This window comes from Mesorhizobium sp. SP-1A, from assembly GCF_032460275.1.
Taxonomy (GTDB): Bacteria; Pseudomonadota; Alphaproteobacteria; order Rhizobiales; family Rhizobiaceae; genus Mesorhizobium.
On the sequence record NZ_JAVXZD010000005.1, the window covers coordinates 180,728 to 204,722 of the forward strand.

At 66.1% G+C, this 23,995-nt stretch carries 19 protein-coding genes and 1 tRNA gene; 9 read left to right on the forward strand and 11 right to left on the reverse strand.

The genetic code is table 11. From position 1 onward, the window contains the following. Nucleotides 1–30 precede the first annotated feature (30 nt). Nucleotides 31–768 (forward strand): MOSC domain-containing protein, encoded by a 738-nt coding sequence (locus QU595_RS22325; RefSeq protein ID WP_315926050.1) that lies wholly within the window; start codon nt 31–33, stop codon nt 766–768. 269 nt (nt 769–1,037) lie between these two features. On the opposite strand, the gene QU595_RS22330 is transcribed toward QU595_RS22325, so the two are convergent. Together QU595_RS22330 and QU595_RS22335 are read right to left on the reverse strand one after the other, a co-directional pair. After that, complete coding sequence (locus QU595_RS22330; RefSeq protein WP_315926052.1) at nt 1,038–2,432, reverse strand: TadE/TadG family type IV pilus assembly protein; 1,395 nt, start codon at nt 2,430–2,432, stop codon at nt 1,038–1,040. A gap of 295 nt (nt 2,433–2,727) precedes the next feature. Beyond that, on the reverse strand, nt 2,728–2,946 hold the full coding sequence (locus tag QU595_RS22335; protein ID WP_315926053.1) for a DUF1674 domain-containing protein: 219 nt from the start codon (nt 2,944–2,946) through the stop codon (nt 2,728–2,730). A 130-nt stretch (nt 2,947–3,076) separates the two neighbouring features. On the opposite strand from QU595_RS22335, the gene htpX reads away from it, so the two are divergent. The 4 genes from htpX to purH all read left to right on the forward strand — a co-directional run bounded on the left by htpX (nt 3,077) and on the right by purH (nt 9,081). Further along, entirely contained in the window at nt 3,077–4,084 is a 1,008-nt protein-coding gene (htpX, locus tag QU595_RS22340; RefSeq protein WP_315926055.1) for a zinc metalloprotease HtpX, read from the forward strand. Beyond that, on the forward strand, nt 4,081–5,466 hold the full coding sequence (locus QU595_RS22345) for an RsmB/NOP family class I SAM-dependent RNA methyltransferase (protein WP_315926057.1): 1,386 nt from the start codon (nt 4,081–4,083) through the stop codon (nt 5,464–5,466). The genes htpX and QU595_RS22345 overlap by 4 nt, the downstream gene beginning before the upstream one ends. Nucleotides 5,467–5,647: 181 nt before the next feature. Further along, entirely contained in the window at nt 5,648–7,372 is a 1,725-nt protein-coding gene (locus QU595_RS22350) for a heparinase II/III family protein (protein ID WP_315926059.1), read from the forward strand. 92 nt (nt 7,373–7,464) lie between these two features. Then, on the forward strand, nt 7,465–9,081 hold the full coding sequence (gene purH / locus QU595_RS22355; protein WP_315926060.1) for a bifunctional phosphoribosylaminoimidazolecarboxamide formyltransferase/IMP cyclohydrolase: 1,617 nt from the start codon (nt 7,465–7,467) through the stop codon (nt 9,079–9,081). 12 nt (nt 9,082–9,093) lie between these two features. Here the strand turns inward: purH and QU595_RS22360 are convergent, their stop codons facing one another. Continuing rightward, the gene (locus QU595_RS22360; RefSeq protein ID WP_315926062.1) at nt 9,094–10,470 is read right to left on the reverse strand and encodes an MFS transporter; all 1,377 of its coding nucleotides are present in this window, start codon (nt 10,468–10,470) and stop codon (nt 9,094–9,096) included. A gap of 171 nt (nt 10,471–10,641) precedes the next feature. Between QU595_RS22360 and QU595_RS22365 the strand changes: the two genes are divergently transcribed. Beyond that, nucleotides 10,642–11,058, forward strand: a complete 417-nt coding sequence (locus tag QU595_RS22365) for a lysozyme inhibitor LprI family protein (protein ID WP_315926065.1) — start codon at nt 10,642–10,644, stop codon at nt 11,056–11,058. 81 nt (nt 11,059–11,139) lie between these two features. On the opposite strand, the gene QU595_RS22370 is transcribed toward QU595_RS22365, so the two are convergent. Then, the gene (locus QU595_RS22370) at nt 11,140–15,945 is read right to left on the reverse strand and encodes an NAD-glutamate dehydrogenase (RefSeq protein WP_315926067.1); all 4,806 of its coding nucleotides are present in this window, start codon (nt 15,943–15,945) and stop codon (nt 11,140–11,142) included. A gap of 139 nt (nt 15,946–16,084) precedes the next feature. Between QU595_RS22370 and QU595_RS22375 the strand changes: the two genes are divergently transcribed. Further along, the gene (locus QU595_RS22375) at nt 16,085–16,648 is read left to right on the forward strand and encodes a peroxidase-related enzyme (protein WP_315926069.1); all 564 of its coding nucleotides are present in this window, start codon (nt 16,085–16,087) and stop codon (nt 16,646–16,648) included. Between the two features lie 16 nt (nt 16,649–16,664). On the opposite strand, the gene QU595_RS22380 is transcribed toward QU595_RS22375, so the two are convergent. The 4 genes from QU595_RS22380 to obgE form a co-directional block, all read right to left on the reverse strand. Beyond that, nucleotides 16,665–17,249: a nicotinate-nucleotide adenylyltransferase gene (locus QU595_RS22380; protein WP_315926481.1), complete on the reverse strand. Its 585-nt coding sequence runs from the start codon at nt 17,247–17,249 to the stop codon at nt 16,665–16,667. A 97-nt stretch (nt 17,250–17,346) separates the two neighbouring features. After that, nucleotides 17,347–18,633: a glutamate-5-semialdehyde dehydrogenase gene (locus QU595_RS22385; RefSeq protein WP_315926071.1), complete on the reverse strand. Its 1,287-nt coding sequence runs from the start codon at nt 18,631–18,633 to the stop codon at nt 17,347–17,349. Between the two features lie 3 nt (nt 18,634–18,636). Beyond that, complete coding sequence (gene proB / locus QU595_RS22390) at nt 18,637–19,773, reverse strand: glutamate 5-kinase (RefSeq protein ID WP_315926073.1); 1,137 nt, start codon at nt 19,771–19,773, stop codon at nt 18,637–18,639. A 3-nt stretch (nt 19,774–19,776) separates the two neighbouring features. Continuing rightward, nucleotides 19,777–20,808, reverse strand: coding sequence for a GTPase ObgE (obgE, locus tag QU595_RS22395; RefSeq protein ID WP_315926075.1), 1,032 nt, complete (start codon nt 20,806–20,808; stop codon nt 19,777–19,779). Between the two features lie 119 nt (nt 20,809–20,927). On the opposite strand from obgE, the gene QU595_RS22400 reads away from it, so the two are divergent. Beyond that, nucleotides 20,928–21,797, forward strand: a complete 870-nt coding sequence (locus QU595_RS22400; protein WP_315926077.1) for an endonuclease/exonuclease/phosphatase family protein — start codon at nt 20,928–20,930, stop codon at nt 21,795–21,797. Between the two features lie 20 nt (nt 21,798–21,817). On the opposite strand, the gene QU595_RS22405 is transcribed toward QU595_RS22400, so the two are convergent. The 3 genes from QU595_RS22405 to rplU all read right to left on the reverse strand — a co-directional run bounded on the left by QU595_RS22405 (nt 21,818) and on the right by rplU (nt 23,495). Next, on the reverse strand, nt 21,818–22,405 hold the full coding sequence (locus tag QU595_RS22405; RefSeq protein WP_315926079.1) for a GNAT family protein: 588 nt from the start codon (nt 22,403–22,405) through the stop codon (nt 21,818–21,820). Between the two features lie 128 nt (nt 22,406–22,533). After that, on the reverse strand, nt 22,534–22,803 hold the full coding sequence (rpmA, locus tag QU595_RS22410) for a 50S ribosomal protein L27 (protein ID WP_315926081.1): 270 nt from the start codon (nt 22,801–22,803) through the stop codon (nt 22,534–22,536). An 83-nt stretch (nt 22,804–22,886) separates the two neighbouring features. Then, the gene (rplU, locus tag QU595_RS22415; RefSeq protein WP_315926082.1) at nt 22,887–23,495 is read right to left on the reverse strand and encodes a 50S ribosomal protein L21; all 609 of its coding nucleotides are present in this window, start codon (nt 23,493–23,495) and stop codon (nt 22,887–22,889) included. 355 nt (nt 23,496–23,850) lie between these two features. Between rplU and QU595_RS22420 the strand changes: the two genes are divergently transcribed. Further along, nucleotides 23,851–23,940, forward strand: a tRNA-Ser gene (locus QU595_RS22420). Nucleotides 23,941–23,995 lie beyond the last annotated feature (55 nt).

Consider the following 23,995-nt stretch of genomic DNA (forward strand, 5'->3'; position numbering starts at 1 on the left):
CCCGCCGAAAACCGGAGCGCCGGAGAGAGCATGGCCGATCTCGGACGGGTGATCGAACTCTGGCGCTATCCCGTCAGTTCGCTGGGCGGCGAGTCCGTGCCGTCTCTCCCGATTGGGCACGGCGGGGCCGACGGCGACAGGATCTATGGGCTCGTCGATGCGGCGAGCGGCGAGATCGCCTCGCCCGACCGCAATCCGAAATGGCATGGCGCGCCGCATATCCGGGGCAGGCTCGGCGCGGATCGCCGGCTGGAGGTCGCCATGCCGGGCGGTGGATGGCTGCCCGCGCCGGACCCGGCCACCGACCGGGCGCTTTCCGGCTATCTCGGCTTCGGGGTGGCGATACGGCCGTTCGAGGCGGGATTGCCTGCCGGTTATGACGGCCCTTTGAGTACGCCGCGCTACGACAAGGCAGCGGTGCATCTGCTGACCACCGCCTCGCTCGCGCGGCTGAAAGCGCTTTATCCCGAGGGCAACCCTGACCGGCGCCGCTTCAGGCCGACCATGCTGGTGGACGTGCCGCCGGTGGACGGATCGTTTCCGGAAACGGAATGGATCGGGCGCAGGCTGGCGATCGGCGGGCTGGAACTGACGATCGTGGAACCCTGCCGCCGCTGCGGTTTCACCATCATCGCGCAGCAGGACGTCGAAAGCGATGCGGGCATATTGCGCAGCCTGGTGCGGCACAACCGGCACAATCTCGGCGTCTACTGCCGGGTCGACCGGCCCGGCCGGGTCGAAGTCGGGGATGCGATGCGGTTCCTTTGACGACAAACCGGCATCTTGTATTCGCCGGCTTGGGACCCCATCATAGGTTTGTGTTCAACCAATCGAAAGGAGGTGGTCCGATGTCGAGTGATTTCGTTTGCCAGAGCGTGGTCCCGGCGGATCGCCTTCACGGAGAGCAGTCTCTCCGCTGAAGCGACGAGCCGCGCGGGCGCGATCCGAACGGATCAGTCCACGGCCCGCGCGCTGGACGGAAACACGGAGGCCGCCGTCTCCCCAGGGAGCGGCGGCCTTTCCGTTTTCGGGCGGGCCTATCTGGTCAGCACGAGCTTTTCGATGTTGCCGGCGATCTCCTTGAACGCGGCGTCCAGTTCCGGCCCGGTGGAAGCGTCGAAAAAATGCCGGGTTCTGTTCGTGTCGGGCGAGGCACAGTTCTTCAGCACGGCCAGCGCTGCAACCTTTTCACTGCTCTTGTTACTGCCGAGATCGAAACCGATGGTGTAGACCTCGATACCGCCGGCCTTCATATTGGCGCATATCGCCTGGGCGTTGGCACTCGATTTGGTTTGCTGCACGTTTTGAGGAGTGCCGCTGACACCGGCAAAGGCTGTGTTGAACGCCCCGTCGGTCATCAGGATGGCGACTTTCGAAACCTTGTCCGGGGCGTAATCGGCCGGTCCGTCGCCAAGCCCTGCCGCCCGCACCGTGTTGCGCCATCTGGGCGACAGCATGTAGTAGCCCCATTGAGCCGCGATGCCGCCGGCCGTCACCCCGTCGGCGCTGAAGGTGCTGATGGTGTTAAGCAGTTTCTGCCTGTCGGCGGTCAACGGGATCAGAGCCGCCGAGGGGCACTTGGTCATGCGCCGGTCGCGATTGACTTTGGCCAGGTAGCGCTTGCCCTGGTTGTTCCAGCGTATCGTCTCGGGCCCGTCATCGGAAAAATCCGGTTCGCCGTCCTTGTCCCGGCGTTCGGTGCTGCATCTGTCCGGGCGGCTGCCCGCGCCCGCAGACGCAGGAATCGGGTCGTCGATGGAAGGCGGCAGTGTCGGGCCGCCATTCACTTCTACGAAGACCGAATCGGCGAGGCCGCCGGTATTGACGGCTTCGGCATAGGGAACGAGTGCGACACGCACGCGGTCGATGCCGGGCTTCTGGCTCCCGAGCATGGCTTCGACCGCGTTGCCGGCAGCCGTTCTCAGATCCTTGATCTTCTGCCCCTTCATGGAACCGGTAAGATCCAGCATCAACGCCACTTCGATCCTCTTGTTCGAATAGAGGGCGGTGCTGGTTTCCGAAACGCGTTCGACATTGCCCCGGCCGAACAGCGGGAAATAAAGCGGCACGTCGACATGGGCGGTCGCTTCCAGCGTCTTGGCCGTGCGGTTTATCGCCAGTCCGTCGAGCTTGATGCCGTTATATGCCAAGGCGCCTCCGGTGCTGTTGGCTGACAGGAAAGCCTCGACGATCTTCTTCGCCTCGTCCTCGGTGGCTGTGCCTGTGGTGAGGTCCCGTGCCGTCGAGGTCACCGCCGCGTCCACCGCCTCGCGCAGCGCTGACTTGGCGTTGACGAGCTGTGCGGTATCGACCGCGTAGCCGACGCCGAGCACCAGTGCCGCCGCGGCCAGCCCGAAAACGATCGCGAAATTGCCTCGGCTGTCGGCGGCGAACCCCTTCGCCGCGCGACCCAAGCCCCTGAAACGCTGCATTCTGCCCTCCGCCCTGCGGTTTGCGCCACCGGTTTGCCTGGTGCCGGCCTTGCAGGATCGGAGCCGTGACCGGGCGAACTGCATGGCCGGGCGACCGGCGCATCGCCAACCCCCTGTTTTCGCTTGCTTCCTTCGCAGCACAGGGTGAAGGCAAGGTAAAACCCGGGCGGCTGAATGCGGACAGGGTTTACAAAGAGATGACGCGCGGCAGGATCTGCCGCGCCAGAAACACCGTTTTCGTCCTGATGAGACACAGCCGTGCGTCCCGAAGCGGGACGCCGGACCTGCCCGGCGCTCAGAAGTCGGTCGCCAGTCCCTTCACCTCCCAGTCGCCATAGCGCCCGGGCTCCTTGCCGCCGCGCCCGCCGATCTCCTTCGGCAGGGTCTCTTCCCGGCGCAGATAGTCGCGACGCCGCGCCTCGGCCTCGGCGAGCGCGCGCCGTGCGGCCGGCGGCAGGTCTTTCGTCGCCTCGGCGTCCGTTTCGGGCTCGGCGTTCGGATCAATATCGGTCATCTGCGAACCTTCCAGCGGATTGAAACGGTGGTAAGGGTTTCCCATCATATAGCTTAACCTCCGTGCGGGATCGACCCTTTGCGGAGCGGAATGGATGTCCTGACGGAACGCGTCGGAAACGGAGCAGACGATGAATACCCTTCGCACCGCCATGCTTCTGGCCGCCATGACGGCGCTGTTCATGGGCGTCGGCTATCTGCTGGGCGGCAGCGGCGGCATGATGATCGCCTTCCTCATGGCTGCCGGCATGAACTTCTTCAGCTATTGGAACGCCGACAAGATGGTGCTGGCGATGAACCATGCCGTCGAGGTCGATGAGCGCAGCGCGCCTGAATATTACGGCATCGTGCGCGACCTCGCCCAGCGCGCCGGCCTGCCGATGCCGAAGGTCTATCTGATCGAAGCCGATCAGCCCAACGCCTTCGCTACCGGCCGCAACCCGCAGAACGCGGCGGTCGCCGCCTCGACAGGGCTGTTGCAGCGCCTTTCGCGCGAGGAGGTGGCGGGCGTCATGGCGCATGAGCTGGCGCATGTGAAGCATCGCGACACGCTGACCATGACCATCGTGGCCACGTTGGCCGGCGCGATCTCGATGCTCGGCAATTTCGCCTTCTTTCTCGGCGGCAATCGCAACAACAACAACTCGGCCGGCTTCATCGGCGTGCTGGTGGCGATGATCGTGGCGCCATTCGCGGCGATGATCGTGCAGATGGCGGTGAGCCGGACCCGCGAATACGAGGCCGACAAGGGTGGCGCGGAAATCTGCGGTCATCCGCTTTGGCTCGCCTCCGCGCTCGGCAAGATCGCCAGCGCAACGCAGCGCATTCCTAACGAGGATGCCGAGCGCAATCCGGCGATGGCGCATATGTTCATCATCAATCCGCTGTCGGGCCAGCGCATGGACAGTCTTTTCTCCACCCACCCGGCCACCGAAAACCGCATCGCGGCCCTGCAGGCCATGGCCACGAACATGGGGGGCGCGGGCGACTATCGTCCGCAGGCTGCGCCTGGCCGCGAGGACCCGCGTTCCACCGGGCCCTGGGACCGGCCCGCGCGCCCGCAGCAGTCGGCGGAAGCGGAACCCCGTTCCAATCCCTGGAGCCGGAATCCTACCGGCCCCAAGGGCCCGTGGTCGTGAGGCGCGCCGGCGGACCGGCCCGCAGATCGCCTTCTTCGCAGTCGAACAGGCCCGGCGCCGCATCGGCGCCGGGCCTTGCCGCGCGCAAGGCCGCCGCACGCTTGCTGGCGGCCGTGATCGATGCGCGCACGCCCCTCGACGGCCTCACCGACAATGAGCACGGGCATCCGCAATACAGTGCGCTGGACGCGCGCGACCGGGCTCTGGTGCGCGCGATACTGGCGACGGCGCTGCGCCATCGGATGACGATTTCCGCCCTTCTGGCGCGCAGGCTGGAACGGCCGCTGCCGGCCAATGCCACCGTGCTGGCGCATATTCTCCATGTCGCCGCGGCTCAGATGCTGTTCCTCGACGTGCCCGACAGCGCCGCCGTCGATCTCGCCGTCACCCACGCCAAGTCCGACCCGCGCACGGCGCGCTTCGCCGGTCTCGTCAACGGCGTGCTGCGTTCGCTGGCGCGCTCCAAGGCGAGCGAACTCGGGCCGGTGCTCGCCGCGACGGACGATGCGCCTGCGTGGTTTTCGCAGCGTCTCGCCGCTGCCTACGAGCAGGAAACGGCGAAACAGATCCTTGCCGCGCACCGGCTGGAGGCGCCGGTCGATTTCACCGTGAAGGGCGATCCCGGCCTTTGGGCCGAACGGTTAAGTGGCATCGTGCTGCCCACCGGCACGGTGCGGGTGGAAAAGCTTCCGGCGCCGGTCATCGAGCTGCCCGGTTTCGCCGAGGGCGAATGGTGGGTGCAGGACGCGGCTGCGGCGCTGCCGGCGCGCCTGCTCGGCGATGTGGCAGGCCTGCGCGTGGCCGATCTCTGCGCCGCCCCCGGCGGCAAGACGGCGCAACTGATCCTCGCCGGAGCGCGGGTTGCCGCCGTCGATGCGTCTAAGAACAGGATGGCCCGGTTGCAGCAGAATCTCGACCGCCTGAAACTGGCCGCGACGGACACGGTGCTTTCCGACCTGCTCGACTTCGAGCCGAAGGAACCGTTCGACGCCGTGTTGCTCGATGCGCCGTGCTCTTCGACGGGAACTGTGCGCCGCCATCCCGACGTGCCGTGGACGAAGTCGCCGGCCGATATCGAAAAGCTTGCCGCCCTCCAGCGCCGGCTGCTCGATCATGCCGTCAAGCAGGTACGTCCCGGCGGACGGATCGTCTTTTCCAATTGCTCGCTCGACCCGCTGGAAGGCGAGGACCTCTGTCGCGACTTCCTTGCCGCGACGCCGGGCGTCGTCGCCGATCCGGTGCGGCCAGGCGAGATTCCGGGTGCCGATGGGTTCCTGACGCAGCAGGGCACGTTGCGCACGACGCCGGCCGGATTCGACATGGGCGTGCCCGGACTTTCCGGCCTCGACGGCTTCTTCGCCGCCCGATTCCGCAAGCTGTGATCGAAACAGGTACAGGCGGTGAAAATCGCCTTCGCATAAGCCCTTGAATCATATACTCTTGTGAGAGATGTGGCTCCCGGTGCCGGACCGGGAAACAGGAAATGGCTTCGGAAGAATCCGAGCCCGGTCGAGGGCAGGGCAGCGGAACGTCTTGCGTGGGCGCTCGCTCTCCAGGAGGGTCATGGCGATCGTTGCCGACAATACGGCGCGTGTGTGGGTTTTGGTCGCGAAGGAATATTGGCGCAAGGCGCGTCGCCGCCTGCGTGCGGGACCGACTTACCGCTGGCGTTATTCCGGCCGCACGCCCGAGCGGGTGCTGATCGCGCCGCCGGACCTGAGGCTGGCCGATCCCCAGATCGCGCTTGAAATCTACTACGGTCGCTTTCCGCTGTCCGGCCACATGGTCGAGACGGGCGGGCAGTCGCCGTTCCAGATCGAGGTGGCCCATCGCGGCTGGCAAAAATCCCTCCACGGCTTTCGCTGGCTGAGGCATATGCGCGCCGCCGGCACCGACCTGGCGGCCGCCAATGCGCGCGCGCTGGTCGGCGACTGGATCGCTGCGCATGGCAGCCGCATCTCCGGGGTGGCCTGGGAACCCGGAATTACGGCCAAGCGCGTCATCGCCTGGCTCCAGCATTCCTCGGTGGTGCTGCAGGGCGCGGAATTTCCCTTCTATCGCGCATTCCTGAAATCGCTGGCGGTGCAGATCCGCTACCTGCGCTCGGTGACGCGCGAGATGCCGGACGGCAAGCAGCGCCTGCGCGCGCGCATCGCGCTTGCCTTCGCAGCCTTGTCGCTGCCGGCGCCGGCTTCGGCGCTGCGGGCGGCGACCCGCAACCTCGCAGAGGAACTGGACCACCAGATCCTGCCGGATGGCGGCCATGTTTCGCGCAATCCGCTCGCCGTTCTGGAAATACTGGCGGACCTCCTGCCTTTACGGCAGACCTATGCCAACCAGGCGGAGTCGCCACCTGCGGCGTTGATGGGCGCCATCGACCGCATGCTGCCGGCACTGCGCTTCTTCCGTCACCAGGACGGTGCGCTGGCGCGTTTCAACGGCATGGGCGCCACCATCCACGATCGTATCGCGGCGATCCTGCACCATGACGACACCGCAGGCGCGCCGCTGCTGCACGCGCCGCATTCGGGCTACGAGCGGCTGACCATGGGCGGCGTGACCGTGATCGCCGATACCGGCGCACCGCCGCCCGTCGAGGTTTCCGAGGACGCGCATGCCGGCTGCCTGTCCTTCGAGATGTCGTGCGGACGCCAGCACTATGTCGTCAATGCCGGCGTGGATACCTACGGCGCATCGGAATTTCGACCGCTGTCGCGGGCGACGGCGGCGCATTCGACGGCCACGTTGAACGATTCGTCTTGCGCCCGCATCAGCCACTCGCTGCGGCTGGGCGAGTTTTCCGGCACGCCGCTTGTCGGCGGCCCGCGTCATGTCTCCTGCCAGCGCATCGACGATGCCGGCCGCCAGGGCTTCGTCGCGCGCCATGACGGCTACGCACAGCGCTTCGGCATCGTGCACGAGCGTGAGCTGATCCTGTCCGGCAACGGCGATGTGCTGACCGGTCGCGACCGTTTCCTGAATTCCGCCGGCGGGGCGCTGCGCGACAACGACCGCGACTTTGTGACGGTGCGGTTCCACCTGCATCCCGACATCGCGCTCTTCCGCGACGACCACGGCCGCTTCGTGCTGACGGCACCGGGTGCGGAGCGGTGGAGCTTCACCTGCGCCGAGGTGATGCCGGACGTGGAGGAATCGATCTATTTCGCCGGACTTGGCGGGCCGCGCCGCAGCCGGCAGATCGTGCTTGCCTTCAGGGCTTCGGAGGTGCCGGAAGTGCGCTGGCTGTTCATGCGCAGCGGCCTTTCCAATTACTATCAGGGGCGCTGAGGCGGCACCGGTCGGTTGATTTCCGGCGCATATGTGATACGCCCGGCCGGCTCCCGGTTTCCCGCTTGCAAGCTCGAGAAAGGGCCGTCGACATGGCTGTCGCCTCCAAGAACATCCCGGCTCCCGATCTCCTGCCCGTCAGGCGCGCGTTGCTCTCGGTTTCCGACAAGACCGGCCTGGTGGATTTCGCGCGGGCGCTGTCCAAGGCCGGTATCGAGCTGGTCTCGACCGGCGGCACGGCCAAGGCGATCGCGGCGGCAGGCATTGCCGTGCGCGACGTTTCCGAGCTTACCGGCTTTCCCGAGATCATGGACGGGCGGGTGAAGACGCTGCATCCGGCGGTCCATGGCGGGCTGCTCGCCATACGCGACGATGCCGAGCATGCCGAAGCGATGCGGACCCACAATATCGAGCCCATCGATCTGGTGGTGGTGAACCTCTACCCGTTCGAGGACGTGCGCGCGGCGGGCGGCGACTATGCGGCCGTCGTGGAGAACATCGACATCGGCGGTCCTGCCATGGTGCGCGCTTCGGCCAAGAACCACGCCTATGTCGCCATCGTCACCGATCCGGAAGACTATGCGCCGGTGCTCAACGCGCTGGAGATGAATTTCGGTTCGCTCTCTTTGGACTTTCGCAAGAAGCTGGCGGCCAAGGCCTTCGCGCGCACCGCCGCCTACGACGCCGCGATCTCGGGCTGGTTCGCCGATACTCTCGCCATCGAGCATCCCACCTGGCGGGCTTTCGGCGGCCAACTGGAAAACGTCATGCGCTATGGCGAGAACCCGCACCAGCAGGCCGGCTTCTACGTCACCGGCGAGCGCCGGCCGGGCGTCGCCACGGCGAAGCAGGCGCAGGGCAAGCAGCTCTCCTACAACAACATCAACGACACCGACGCGGCTTTCGAACTGGTCGGCGAGTTCGATCCGGCGCGCACGGCGGCGGTCGCCATCATCAAGCATGCCAATCCCTGCGGCGTGGCCGAAGGGGCGATGCTGAAGGACGCCTATCTCAAGGCGCTGGCCTGCGATCCGGTCTCGGCCTTCGGCGGCATCGTTGCGCTCAACCGTCTGCTCGATGCCGAGGCGGCCGAGGAGATCGTGAAGACCTTCACGGAGGTCATCATCGCGCCCGAAGCGAGCGAGGCGGCGCAGGCCGTGATCGCGGCCAAGAAGAATTTGCGCCTGCTGGTCACCGGCGGCCTGCCCGATCCGCGCGCGGCCGGCATGCTGGTGAAGTCGGTGGCCGGCGGTCTTTTGGTGCAGTCGCGCGACAATGTCGTGGTCGACGATCTCGACCTCAAGGTGGTGACGAAGCGTGCGCCGAGCGCGGCCGAAATGGCCGACCTGAAATTCGCCTTCCGCGTGGCCAAGCATGTGAAGTCGAATGCCATCGTCTATGCCAAGGACGGCGCGACGGTGGGCATCGGCGCCGGGCAGATGAGCCGGGTGGATTCCTCGCGCATCGCGGCGCGCAAGGCGCTGGACGCCGCCGAGGCTGCCGGCCGCACCGAGCCGCTGACCAAGGGGTCTGTCGTGGCTTCGGACGCCTTCTTCCCGTTTGCCGACGGGCTCATGGCGGCGGTGGAAGCCGGCGCGACTGCGGTGATACAGCCCGGCGGCTCGATGCGCGACGAGGATGTGATCGCCGCCGCCGACGCCAACGGCATTGCCATGGTGTTCACCGGCGTCCGGCATTTCCGGCACTGAGCGCGCAGGCTTTCACCTCGCCGGCTTGTCCGCCGGATAGGGAGTGCCGGCCAGCAGCCACATGCCGCCGGCCAGGAACAGGATGATGACCGCCATGCCCAGCCGCGCCGAGCCGGTGGCGGCGGTGACCGTCGCGACGAGGAAGGGCGCGGCGAAACTCGTGGCGCGCCCGGCCAGCGCGTAGATGCCGAAATAGCGGCCGGATTCCTCGGCCGTCACGCTGCGCGCCATATAGGAGCGCGACGAGGCCTGCACCGGACCGAAGGCGAGGCCGATCAGCAGGCCGTAGGCGATATAGGCCTTTTCCGCCGCCGTGGCGAAGAGACCGCCGGTGTCGGTGGCCGACAGCGGCAGGATGCCGAACAGCGTATAGCCCGGACCGGTCGAAACAATGCCGACGGTAGCGACCGAGAGCATCACCAGCGCGATCGTCACCACGACTTTCGAGCCGAGCGCGGTGTCGAGGCGCGCGGCGATCCAGCAGCCGAAGATGGCGACGACGTTGAGGATGATGCCGAACGCACCGATCTCGGTGATCGACCAGTGGAACATGGCGGCCGCAAAGGTGCCGCCAAGCGCCAGAAGCGCGTTGACGCCGTCCTGATAGGTCATGCGTGCGACCAGGAACCGGAAGATGCCCGGGCGCCGGCGCACCTCGCCGAGCGTCGCCTTCAGTTCCTTCAGCCCCCTGTGCACGGCCGGTCCGACGGGAATGCCCTTGGCCGCGTCGGGCGTGAAGAAAAACATCGGCAGGATGAAGACGAAATACCACAGCGCCGACAACGGCCCGGTGGCGCGGGCATCCTGGCCGAGCTTCGGGTCGAGGCCGAAGAGCGGATCGGCGCCGATGATCGTCTTGCCGGTGTCGGGCGAACCGGCCAGCAAGGCGACGACGAAGATCAGAGCGATCATTCCGCCGAGATAGCCGAGCCCCCAGGCGACATTGGAGATCCTGCCGATCTCCGCCTTGGGCACCAGACGCGGCATCATGGAATCGTTGAAGACGGTCGAGAATTCCGCCGCCACGGAGGCCAGCGAGAAGAGCAGCACCGCCACGAACAGGCTGGAACCGGGAGCGGCGAACCAGAGCAGGCACAGGCTGCAAATCTTGATCGCGGCGAAGAAGGCGATCCACGGCTTGCGCGGACCTGTCTGGTCGGCGATCGATCCGAGCACCGGCGACAGGATCGCGATGGCGAAGCCGGCCGCCGCGATGCCGTAGCCCCAGGCGGCCTGTCCGGTCGCCGGATCGCTCGCCATGCGCGAGACGAAATAGGGGCCGAAGATGAAGGTGGTCACGACCGTGAAGAAGGGCTGGGCGGCCCAGTCGAAGAACATCCATCCCCAGATGCCGCGTCCGGTGGCGCGCTGCACTGTCATTTCGGCCACCTGCACTTCCAAACGTTTCGCCCGGTTCGCGATCGCCATGTCTGCATGATTTTCGGGACCGTGCAAAGTCCGCACTGCGAGGCGAAACAGTTCCTTCATCCTGATCCACCTCGAGATTTCAATTTGGGCGGAACATGTACTAGCGTGATTTGCCATCAATGGAGGGAACGCATGCGACTTTGTGTTTTGATATCCTTCGCATCGATCGTCGCCGGAGGTCTTACGAGTGCGGCTTTTGCCGCCGAAAGCTGCGCGAATGCCAGCAACCAATCCGCCATGAACCAGTGCGCCGACAAGGCCTACCGCGCATCGGACGCCAAGCTCAACGACCTGTATCGGCAGATCAAGGCGCGACTGAAGGACGACAAGGACACTGCCAAAATGCTCGTGTCCGCCCAGAAGGCGTGGGTCGCCTATCGTGACGCCGAATGCAATTTCGCGAGCAGCGGCGTGGCGCAAGGCAGCATGTATCCCATGACGCTGGCGGGATGTCTTGACGGCGTAACACAAAAGCGCATTGCGAGCTTCAAGGCCTATCTGCATTGCCAGGAGGGCGATCCGAGCTGCCCGGTTCCTGCCGCCGACTGAAAAACCAGCAGGGATTTGCGGGCAGCGGCAGGAGCGGTTGCGAGAACCGTTCCTGCCTGCGGTCGGGATAGCTCCAGCTGCTCACGATCCTGTCAGGTCGCTCATCAGGCCGGAAGCGACCGAAAGCCGCGAAACGGTCAGCTCGCCGCCTTCGGTCAACGCCTGCAGGCGTTCGCGAATGCCGGCGGTGCGCCCACCGCCGGCTTCCAGCCAGGCCGCCACGGGATCTGCGGCGGTGCCGTGACCGGTAAGCGCCGCAACCGCGATGCCACGCCGGGCTGCGCCTATGGTGTCGCCCGCGCGAGAGAGGGCAAGCTGGTCGTAGTAGTCGGAAGGCGAGATCGATTGCATGGCCTCCTCAATGCGCGGAATGCGGAAGGCCTCGCTGACCGCGAAGAAGGCTTTCGCGGCGGCCACGATGTCCGCTCCGGCCTGACGGGCGGTCAGCGCGATATCGGGAATGAGCGAGGCGATGTCGGTGAAGGCCAGCCGGTCGGCAAGCTTCTCCGGTGCGCCGGCCGTGACCAGCACGTCGCGCTTTTGAGCGATATTCTCGCGCGTATAGGCCGGCAAGAGCGACGGCAGCCTCGATTCCAGCGCCTTGCGCGCTTCCTGAAGCTCGCCGATGCGCTGGCTGAGAGGGGCACCGCCGGCATCGTTCTTCAGATACCAGCCGCTGGTCACGAAGATCAGCCGGCTCACCGTCTGGTAGAGATCGAGCTGGACCTGTCCGTCGATGGCGTTGTCCAGCGCGTCGATCTCGGCATAGAGCGCCGGCAACGCGAAGCCGTCGCGAATGAGGGCGAAGACGCGCACCACGTCGGCGGCGCTTCGGCCGGTGGATTCCACCAGCCGGTTCGTGAAGGAAGGTCCGCCGCGGTTGACCAGATCGTTGGCGATCACACGCGCGATGATCTCGCGCCGCAGCCGGTGGGTGTGAATGTCGTCGGCGAACTTCTTCGCCATGCGCTCCGGGAAATAGTCCATCAGGTCGCGGTCGAAATGCGCGTCGTCCGGCACGTCGGAAGCGACGATGTCGGAGAAGAGCACGATCTTGGCATAGGCCAGAAGCACGCCGAGCTCGGCGCGCGTGAGCGGCTCGCCGCGCGCCTCGCGTTCGGCAAGCTCGGCCGGCGAGGGCAGCGTCTCCACGGCCCGGTCGAGCAGGCCGCGATGCTCCAGCGCCGTCATGAAACGGCCCTGATGGGCGATATCGGCCAGGCCGCGCTTGCGCGCCAGCGAAAGGGCGAGAGTCTGCTCGTAATTGTTGGCGAGCACGAGACGGGAGACCTCGCCGGTCATGTCGGCCAGCAGCTTGTTGCGGGCCGGCCGCGTCAAGGCGCCCTTTCGCATGGCGGAGGCCAGCGCGATCTTGATGTTGACCTCGACGTCGGAGCAGTTGACGCCGCCGGAATTGTCGATGGCGTCGGAGTTGTTGCGTCCGCCGCGCAGGCCGTATTCGATGCGGGCGCGCTGCGTCACGCCCAGATTGGCGCCCTCGCCGATGACCTTCGCGCGCACCTCCGCCGCGGTGATGCGCACCGCGTCGTTGGCGCGGTCGCCGACCTCCTGGTTGGTCTCGCCGGAAGCGCGCAGATAGGTGCCGATGCCGCCGAACCACAAGAGGTCGACCGGGGCCGAAAGAACGGCGCGGATGATCTCGACCGGCGTGGCCACGGTCTTGCCCAGGCCGATGGCGACCGCCGTTTCAGGCGTCAGCGTCACCGATTTCTGGCTGCGCGAAATGATCATGCCGCCCTTCGACAGCACGGTCTTGTCGTAATCCTGCCAGCTCGAGCGCGGCAATGCGAACAGCCGCCTGCGCTCGGCCATGGAAGCAGCCGGGTCCGGATCGGGATCGATGAAAATGTCGCGATGGTCGAAGGCTGCGATCAGCCGCGTCTGGTCGGACAGCAGCATGCCGTTGCCGAACACGTCGCCGGACATGTCGCCGACGCCGACGCAGGTGAAGGGCGTGGCCTGGATATCGCGGTTCATCTCGCGGAAATGCCGCTTCACCGCCTCCCACGCGCCCTTGGCGGTGATGCCCATGCCCTTGTGGTCGTAGCCGGCGGAGCCGCCCGAGGCGAAGGCGTCGTCCAGCCAGAAATGATGCTTTTCCGAAATCGCGTTGGCGGTGTCGGAGAAGGTGGCCGTACCCTTGTCGGCGGCGACGACGAAATAGGGATCGTCGCCGTCCTGCCGCGTCACGCCTTCCGGCGGAATGATGTGGTCGGTGCCGATATTGTCGGTGATCGACAGCAGGCTGGAGACGAAATTGATGTAGGCGGCGCGTCCGGCCTCGAACACGGCGTCGCGGCTGCCGCCGGTCGGCAGGCGCTTGGGGTAGAAGCCGCCCTTGGCGCCGACCGGCACGATGACGGCGTTCTTCACCTGTTGCGCCTTGACCAGTCCCAGCACCTCGGTGCGGTAGTCCTGCGCCCGATCCGACCAGCGCAGGCCGCCGCGCGCCACCGGGCCGAAGCGCAGGTGGACGCCCTCGACTTCCGCGCCGTAGACGAAGATCTCGCGCCAGGGACGCGGTTCGGGCAGGCCGTCTATGGCGCGCGAGTCCAGCTTGATCGCCAGCGACTCGCCCCGTTCCCGCTTGCCGTCCACGAAATGATTGGTACGCAGCGACGCCTCGATCAGGTTGAGGTAGCGGCGGATGATGGTGTCGTCGTCGATGTTGGGGACGTCTTCCAGCGCATCCTTGACCTTGGCCTTGATATGCCGGGCCGCCGCCACGCCTTCGCCATGCCCGTCCGGCCCAAGACGCGCGACGAACAGGTTGTAGAGACCGCGCGCGATCTCGGGGTAGCGGTTGAGCACGGCGGCGATGAAGTCCTGGCTCTGCGGGATGCCGGCCTGCTGCAGATAGCGGCCATAGGCACGCAGGATCAGAATCTCGTGCGACCACAGGCCTGCCGTCTGCGCCAGCGCGTTGTAGCCGTCATTGTCGCTGTCGCCGCGCCAGACGGCCATGAAGGCGTCGTTGAACAGGGCGCCGCCGTCGGAAAGGTCCACCGGGCGGCCGTAGGCGTTCTCCAGCTCCATGTCGTGGATGAACACCTTGCCGCCGTCCTCGCCGTCGATCTCGAAGGTGCGCTCGCTGATGACGCGGAAGCCCATGTTTTCCAGCACCGGCACCCGCCGCGACAGCGCCACCGGGCTGCCGTGATGGTAGATCTTCAGCGACGCCTGCTCGGGCGTCTGGCCGGCGTCGCGATAATAATCGATGAGGATGGGACTGGCCGCGCTCAACGCCCCCACGCGACCTGCATCGACCAGTGCGACCGCCGGCGAGAAGCTGTCGCGATAGCTTTCAGGAAAGCGCGCGGCGATGCGCTTCAAGGCCGGGTCGCTGCCGGAAACCTCCACCGCCTCAGCCAGCGCATCCTCCCAGGTGCGTACGATGTCGCGGATCGCCGCCTCGATGGCGGCCGGCTCGATCCTGGGGGTCTTGCCGCCGGAACGGCCGATGATGAAATGGACGCGGGCCAGGCCGCCTTCCGGGAAGGCGGGGTAGTAGGCGGACAGGCGGCCCTGGAACACGGTCTTGAGATAGGCGCCCACCTTCTCGCGCACCACGCTGTCGTAACGGTCGCGGGGGATGAAGACGAGCACGGAGACGAAACGGTCGAACTGGTCGGCGCGGACCAGCGCACGCACGCGCGGCCGCTCGATCAGGCCGAGGATCGCCTCGGCATGCTTCCTGAGAATGGGAACCGGCACCTGGAACAGCTCGTCGCGGGGGTAGCTTTCCAGGACGTTGATCAGCGCCTTGCCGGAATGGTCGTTGGGACTGAAGCCCGACTTGGCGATCACCGCCTCGGCCTTGGAACGCAGGTAGGGAATCTTGGCGACCGAGCGCGTGTAGGCGGTGGAGGTGAACAGGCCGACGATGCGCAGTTCGCCCGCCAGCTTTCCCTTCTGGTCGTAGGTCTTGACCCCGACATAGTCGAGATAGGCACGCCGGTGGACGGAGGATTTGGCATTGGCCTTGGTGACGATCAGAGGTTCCGGGCCGTGCAGAAAGGCCCGGATCTCGGGCGTCGTCGTCACCGCTTCGGTGCCGCGCCTCAGCACCAGCACGTCGGGGTCGGTCAGGATGCCGAGGCCGGGCTTGTCCGCCAGCTCCAGCGTGCCGCTCTTCTCGCCGCCGACATATTTGAATTCGCGCATGCCGAGGAACGTGAAATTGTCGTCGCGCAGCCATTCCAGGAAGGCGATCGCTTCGGCCACGTTCTTCTTGTCGAGCGGGATCGGCGCATAGCGGAAATCGGAGATCGCCTGGTCGAGGCGGGCTAGCATCGGCTTCCAGTCGGCAACGGCCGCGTGCACCTGTGTCAGCACCTTCGCGAGCCGCGCGGCCAGCTCCCGGGCCTGCTGTTCGCGCATCCGGCCGGTATGGATCTGCACGACGCTCAGCCGTTCATGGGCGGCGTCCTCGCGCGGATGGCCGCCGTCGCCCAGGATTTCGGCGACTGCGCCGGTCCTGTCGCGCCTGACCGTTATCACCGGGTGAGCGACCAGCGTCGGCTCGCCGGCGCTTTCGGTCACCTCGCCCAGGATGGAATCGAACAGGAAGGGCATGTTGTCGTTGACGACGGTTATGACGGCGAGCGGCCGGCCCTGTGACGAGACGCGGGCATCGGCCTCCACTGCGATGACGCTCTCGCCGTGCCGGTGCCGGGCCACCGCGGCTTCGGCAAGTTCGGCGGCGCGTGCCAGATCGGCCGCGCTGTAATCCGCCAGGTCTTCCTGCGGCGTCCGGGCCAGCAGGTAGTCGGCCAGTTGCACGGGCTTTTTATCCGCCAGCTTTTCCGCACCTCCCTTCCGGACACTCGTCTTGCTGGGCTTGGCTGCGGATTTCAGGCTGGCCATGACGCGAATTTCCTCCCGTCGTTTGGTTTTGCAGCTATCGTAGCAGATGACCGGTTTTTGGCGACAAAGGTTTGACGGCCGGTAAAGAAAAAGAACGATCGGCACCGCAAGCTTTTGCAGGCGACCGAAGGAGAAAATCATGCCCGAACGGATCACCGCCCTCGACCTGGAGCCGGCCGAACTGAGCGACGGCACCAGGGCCTATTTCGCCAAATGCGAGGAAAAGCTCGGCCTGGTGCCGAACGTGCTCAAGGCCTACGCCTTCGACGAGAAGAAGCTGCGTGCCTTCACCGACATGTACAACGACCTGATGCTGGGCGAATCCGGTCTTTCAAAGCTGGAACGCGAGATGATCGCGGTTGCCGTGTCCTCGATCAACCATTGTTATTACTGCCTGACCGCGCATGGCGCGGCTGTGCGCCAGCTTTCGGGCGATCCCGCGCTGGGCGAGATGATGGTGATGAACTGGCGTGCCGCCGAACTGTCCGGGAAGCAGCGGGCGATGCTGGAATTTGCCGTCAAGCTGACCGAGCAGCCCGACAAGATGGTCGAGGCGGATCGCACGACGCTGCGCGATGCCGGCTTCTCCGACCGCGACGTCTGGGATATCGCCTCGACGGCCGCCTTCTTCAACATGTCGAACAGGCTGGCGGCAGCCATCGATATGCGGCCGAATCCCGAATACCATGCCATGGCGCGGTAACGCTTAATCGGCCGGCTCAGGTGCCGGCCTGGCGGATCGCGGTGGAGGACAGCGAGGAGCGCGGCCCGTGGATGAAGGTCCAGGCCGGCGCGCGCATATGGGCGAGGCTGGGCGCGTCGCGCTCATCGACGCGAGCATAGTCGAACGTCTTGGCAGCAACCGAGGACAGAAAGGACAGGGTGGCGCCCGGCCTGTCGATCACGGCGATGGGGAAAGTCAGCATGATCTGGCGCCAGCGCTGCCAGCGATGGAAGTCGCGCAGCGAATCCGCACCCATGATCCAGACGAAGTCGACGCCCGGGTTCCTGGCCTTGACCAATGCCAGTGCGTCGGCCGTATAGCGCACGTGGTGGGCCGCCTCGAAGGCCGTGACCTTGATCCTCGGATTAGTCGCAATCTTCTCGGAAAGCCGGATGCGTTCGGCCAAGGACGCCAGCTCCCGCGTGCTCTTGAGCGGATTGCCGGGCGTCACCATCCACCAGAGCTGGTCGAGCGCCAGCCGGCGCAGCGCGATCTCGGCCACCAGCGCGTGGCCGGCATGCGGCGGGTTGAACGAACCGCCGAACAGGCCGACCTGCATGCCCTTCATGGCATGCGGCATGCGCAGATAATGTTGCGCGACCCTGGGCTCCCTGGCGAGCATGGTGTCAGGCATCCCCTCTGACCCGCCGGCCGCGCTCAAATGCTTTCGAGAAGGCTCAAGGCCGCACCTGCCCGTTGCCGCGCACGCGATATTTGAACGAGGTGAGCTGCTCGACGCCGACCGGTCCGCGCGCATGCATCTTGCCGGTGGCGATGCCAATCTCCGCGCCCATGCCGAACTCGCCGCCGTCGGCGAACTGGGTGGAGGCGTTGTGCAGCAGGATCGCAGAGTCGATCTCGTTGAAGAATCTTCCGACCGCCGCCGCGTCATCGGCGACGATCGTCTCGGTGTGATGCGAGGAAAACGTCTCGATGTGATCGATGGCGCCGGCAACGCCGTCCACGAGCTTCACCGAAATGACGGCGTCGAGATATTCGGTCGTCCAGTCGGCATCGGTCGCCGGCTTTGCGTCGGGGAAGGCCTCCCGCGCCTCGGCGTCGGCGCGAATTTCGCAGCCGGCGGCCTTCAGCGCCTCCAGCACAGGCACCAGATGGGTCTGGGCGACGGCGCGGTCGACCAGCAACGTCTCGGCTGCGCCGCAGATGCCGGTACGCCGCATCTTGGCGTTGACGGCGATCTTCCTGGCCATGTCCAGATTCGCGGAGCGGTCGATATAGAGATGGCAGATGCCTTCGAGATGGGCGAAGACCGGCACGCGCGCCTCGTTCTGGACGCGCTCGACCAGACTGCGGCCACCGCGCGGCACGATGACGTCGAGGTTGCCGCCCAGGCCCTTCAGCATCTCGCCGACGGCGGCGCGATCCGGCGTGGGAACGAGCTGGAGCGCGTCCTGCGGCAGGCCGGCCGCCTTCAATCCTTCGACCATGCAGGCATGGATCGCCGCCGAAGAATTCAGCGAGTCCGAGCCGCCGCGCAGGATCACCGGGTTGCCGGCCTTGAGGCAAAGAGCGCCTGCATCCGCCGTCACGTTCGGACGGCTTTCGTAGATGACGCCGACGACACCGAGCGGCGTGCGCACGCGCTCGATATGCAGGCCGTTCGGGCGATCCCATTCGGCGATCACGTCGCCGACGGGATCCTTCAGCCCGGCAATCGCCCGTATGCCGTCGGCCATGGCGCGGATGCGGGACGGGTCCAGCTTCAGCCGGTCCATCATGGCCGGCGACAGACCGGCCTCGGTGCCGTTGGCGAGATCGATTGCGTTGGCATCGAGGATGGCTCGCTGGCTCGCGACGATGGCGTCCGCCATGGCGTTCAGCGCGGAATTCTTGGCTTCCGTCGTGGCGACGGCCAGCGGACGGGCGGCGGCGCGGGCGCGACGACCCAGGCCGGCCATCAGCGCGGCGGTGTCGTCCCGGGCTTTCTCATGCGATGTCAGCATGGCTCAATCTCCGAATGCCCCGGCATGGCTCACCACGAGATCGTCTCGGTGGATCATGGCCGAGCGCGCCTCGTAGCCCAGCACCGTTTCGATCTCGACCGTCTTGCGGCCGGCAATCCTTACGGCATCGGCGGCATCATACGCAACCAGCCCGCGAGCGATCTCGAAACCCTCGGGCGACAGGATCGCCACCGTGTCGCCGCGCGCGAAATTGCCGGCGACGGCTTTCACGCCGGCCGGTAACAGCGACTTGCCGGACATCAGCGCCTTCACCGCGCCGGTATCCACGGTGAGGCGTCCGGCCGGTTCCAACTGGCCGGCGATCCAGGTCTTGTAGCCTTTCACCGGGTGCGGGCTCGGCTTGAACAGGGTGAAGCGCTCACCGCGCTCGATGGCGCCCAACGGCGAAAGCCGCGTGCCGGCGGTGATGATCATGGCCGTGCCGGCGGCGGTCGCGATCTTGCCGGCATCGAGCTTGGTGCGCATGCCCCCGCGCGAAAGCTCCGAGGCCGCGGCTCCGGCCATGGCTTCGATCTCGGGCGTGATGCGATCGACCATCGGGATGAACTCGGCGTTCGGGTCACGCGCCGGCGGGGCGGTGTAGAGCCCGTCGATATCCGAAAGCAGCACCAGCAGGTCGGCGCCCATCATGGTGGCGACGCGCGCGGCCAGCCGGTCGTTGTCGCCGTAACGGATTTCCGTGGTGGCGACCGTGTCGTTCTCGTTGATGACGGGAACGGCCTGCATCTTGAGCAGGGTCGAGATGGTGGCGCGGGCGTTGAGGTAGCGGCGGCGCTCCTCGGTATCGCCGAGGGTGAGCAGGATCTGCCCGGATTTCAGCTCGTGCCGGCCGAGCGCCTCGGACCAGGCGCCGGCGAGCGCGATCTGGCCCACGGCCGCAGCCGCCTGGCTTTCCTCCAGCTTCAGCGCCTTCCTGCCGAGGCCGAGAATGGTGCGGCCGAGCGCGATGGCGCCGGACGACACGACCAGGACTTCGGCGCCGTCATGGGCGAGCCGTCCGATATCGTCGGCCATGGATTGCAGCCATTCGCGCTTCAGGCCGGCGGTGCGGTCCACCAGCAGCGCAGAGCCGATCTTCACCGCGATGCGGCGGTATTTCTTCAGCGAAAGGGCAGACATGGTTCAGCTTCCCCACCGCGTTTCGGTGGGTGCCGGCACGGCCTGCCGTGCCTCTTCCACAACTGCGATAAGGGCGCGCAGCACGGCCTCGACGCCTTCGCCGGTTACGGCCGACAGCAGGAAAGGCGCGCGGCCGCAGGCCTTTTTCAAGGCTGCCGCCTTTTTCTTGCGCTCGTCGGCGTCCAGCGTGTCGATCTGGCTGAGCGCGACGATTTCCGGCTTTTCGGCCAGGCCGTGGGCATAGGCTTCCAACTCGCCGCGTACTGTCCGGTAAGCCTTGGCGGGGCTTTCCTCCAGCGCGGAGACGAGGTGCAGAAGCACGCGCGTGCGTTCGACATGGCCGAGGAAGCGGTCGCCGATGCCAATGCCCTCATGCGCGCCTTCGATCAGGCCCGGAATGTCGGCGATGACGAATTCGCGCCCGTCGATGCGCGCCACGCCGAGGCCCGGATGCAGCGTGGTGAACGGATAGTCGGCGATCTTCGGCTTCGCCGCCGTCACCGCCGCCAGGAAGGTGGATTTGCCGGCATTGGGCAGCCCGACCAGCCCGGCATCGGCGATCAGCTTCAGCCTGAGCCAGACCGTCATCTCCTCGCCCGGCAGGCCGGGATTGGCGCGGCGCGGCGCCTGGTTGGTCGAGGTCTTGAAATGCTGGTTGCCGAAGCCGCCATTGCCGCCCTTGGCCAGCAGGAAGCGCTGGCCGACCTCGGTGAGGTCGCAGATCAGCGTCTCGTTGTCCTCGGCGTAGACCTGCGTGCCCACCGGCACCTTCAGCGTCACGTCGGCGCCCTTGGCGCCGGTGCGGTTGCGGCCCATGCCGTGCACGCCGGTCTTGGCCTTGAAATGCTGCTGGTAGCGGTAGTCGATCAGCGTGTTCAGCCCGTCGACCGCCTCCACCCAGACGTCGCCGCCACGACCGCCGTCGCCGCCGTCCGGGCCGCCGAACTCGATGAACTTCTCTCGCCGGAACGAGACGGAGCCCGCGCCACCGTCTCCGGAGCGGATATAGACCTTGGCCTGATCGAGGAATTTCATGCGCCTGTGCCGTTCCGGCTGCTATTGGGTTTCACGAACGCGTCTTCCCTATCCTATGGTGCGGGCAAGCGCGAGAGCGGACAAGGCCCATTTTCGGGCCGAGCCATGGAGATGTCGCGATGCGGCTGGTCACCTACAACATCCAATACGGCGTCGGGCTGGACGGGCGCTACGATGCAGGCCGCATCGCGGACGCCGTGCGCGGCGCGGATGTCATCGCGTTGCAGGAGGTGTCGCGCAACAACCCCAACAATGGCGGGCGGGACATGGTCGCCGAGCTGGAAGAGGCGCTGCCCGATTATTTCGCCGTCTACGGTTCCAATTTCGAAGCCAATATCGGCTCGCACCTGAAAGACGGGCGCGCCCACACCGTCACCTTCCAGTTCGGCAACATGGTGCTGTCCAGGACGCCGATCCACATGTCGCGCAACCTGCTTCTGCCGCGAAACCGCAGCTACGACGTGCTCAATTTCCAGCGCGGGGCGCTGGAGGCCCTGGTCGAGGGACCGCACGGCTTCCTGCGCGTCTATTCTACCCATCTCGACCATCGCAGTCCGCTGGGGCGCATCGAGCAGATCCGTTTCCTGCGCGAGCGCGTCCTCAATTACGCCGTCGAGGGCGGCGGGCTCTCCGGCCTCGCCGAGGTCGGCATGCCGGAGCCGCCCTATCCCGAGGATTACATCGTCATGGGCGACTTCAACATGCTGGCCGGCTCGCCCGAATATGTCGAGATGGCCGGAATTCCCGACCACGAGTTCGGCCTGGCGATACGGTCCGACCGCGCCGTCGATGCCGCCGTCCAGCTCGGCCTTTCCGGCGGCGACCTCGTCACCTGGGTCGATCCCAAGCGACCGCAGGACGCCAGCCGCTTCAAGCGCATCGACTATGTCTTCGCCAGCGCCTCGCTGGCGGGCCGACTGAAACGCCTGTGGGTCGACAGGCAGGCGGTCGGCTCGGACCACCTGCCTGTCTGGATCGAGATTGCCTGAGCGGCGACCGGTTCTTCGTCTCAGAAACGCGCCCACGACCTCAGGCTCGTCCATGTGCGCCGGTCAAGCCGGTAGCGCTCGACCGGCACCTGCCCTGCAACCAGCGAGTGCAGCATGCCCTGGCCGGCGTACTGGAAGCCGCATTTGTGGATGACCCTGCGCGAGGCCGGGTTGATAACCCGGCACGACGCATGCAGCACCTGGATGCCGGTGCGCGCGAAGGCGAGATCGACCAGCGCGTGCGCGGCTTCCGTGGCGTAGCCCTTCTTCCAGTGCGGCTCACCGATCCAGTAGCCGAGTTCCAGCCCACGATCGGTAGCGTTCAGCCCGGCACAGCCGACAAAGGCGCCGGTCGCCGTCAGGGTGAGCGCATAGATTGCGCCGGCCCGCTGTGCGCGGGCCATGGCGAGAAAAGTGCGGGCTTCGGCCTCGCCATAGGGATGCGGCATGCGCGCCAGCATCTGCGCCACGTGGTGGTTGTCGGCGAGCTCGACCAGGCCCGGGATGTCGTCCTCCCGCGGGGCGCGCAGCGTCAGCCGCTCGGTGACGATCTCGGTGCAGTCTATCGCGAAACTTTCGTCTTCGGTGTCTTCTGCTTCGGCAACCATGTCGATGTCCTCCAGGCAAATGGAAAAAAGAAAGGGGAGATGGCGACCCATCTCCCCTGATCCTTTTCTGGCCTGGGCCAGACACCGGTTCCCGAGATGGGGCGCCGGTGTTCTTGGTGCGGAACCGGCTACTCCGCGGCTTTCGGCATCGGGTTTACCGACACGTAGGTTCGGCCGTTGGCTTTCTTCGCAAACGACACGGCACCTTCCTCGAGGGCGAAAAGGGTATGGTCCTTGCCCATGCCGACATTGGTGCCGGGATGCCACTTGGTGCCGCGTTGACGGATGATGATGTTGCCGGCCAGCACGGCCTCGCCGCCGAACTTCTTCACGCCAAGGCGCTTGGATTCCGAATCGCGACCGTTGCGCGACGAACCGCCAGCTTTCTTGTGTGCCATGTTACTGCTCCTTTGCGCCGCTCCGGGCGCCTGCAATCTCTATGAACGCGTTCGCGTTCCGTTTCAAGTCCCGACGGCGCTGCTTACTTCGCCAGTTCCTTGGCCTGCTCGCGCCAGTCCTTGATCTGGTCGGCGCTGAACGGCATGGCCGCGTCGATCTTCTCGATCTCGGCGTCGGTGAGCCCGGCGATCTGCGCGAAGGTGGTGATGCCCTGCTCGTTCAGGTCCTTGGCGGCGACCGGGCCGATGCCCTTGATGACGGTGAGGTCGTCGCCCTTGCCCTTCGGCGCCTTGAACAGCGGCGCGGCGGCCGTCTCGGCTTTGGCTTCAGCCTTCGGGGCTTCCGCCTTGGCGGCGGCCTTCTTCGACGGCTTCGCGCCACCGGTCAGGATCTCGGAGATGCGCACCGTGGTCAGAAGCTGACGATGGCCGATCTTGCGGCGCGAATTCTGGCGGCGGCGCTTCTTGAAGGCGATGACGGTCTTGGCCTTGCCCTGGGCGACCACTTCCGCCGTGACCAGCGCGCCGTCCACGAAGGGGGCGCCGATGGTGACGTTTTCGCCTTCGCCATGGGCCAGCACATGGCCGATCTCCACGATGTCGCCGACCTCGCCGGAAACCTTCTCGATCTTCAGCACGTCGTTGGCGGCCACGCGATACTGCTTGCCGCCCGTTTTGATGACTGCGAACATTTTTAGCCTTTCGCTGTTCGGTCGGCCTAGTCCGTCACGTTTCCGCGGAATTTCTTCCGGAAAAAAGCGGTCCGGCCGTCTTTTTGTCAGTCTGCGGGTTCAAAAAACAAGCGGCGCGGAGTTTCGCCCCACGCCGATTGCGCGCCGTCCCTAGCCGAAGGGCGCGCGGGAGTCAAGGTTTTGGGTCTGTCCTAAACCGACCGGCGCCGCTTTCCGTGCCCATGAGGCTGGGAGAAGGACGGCGGCCGGCAATATGCGGCTCCAAAGCGACAGATCTGCGGCAGATTTGGCCTTGTCTCCGGCCCGCGCAGCCGTTATCTAGTGCGCCGCGCCGGCAACGGCCAACCACATTTGCGGAGAAGTGGCAGAGTGGTTGAATGCACCGCACTCGAAATGCGGCATACTCGCAAGGGTATCGGGGGTTCGAATCCCTCCTTCTCCGCCATCATCTGTATTCACCGATAAGTTGTCGAAATACGTACGATGCAGGGCATCGCGGG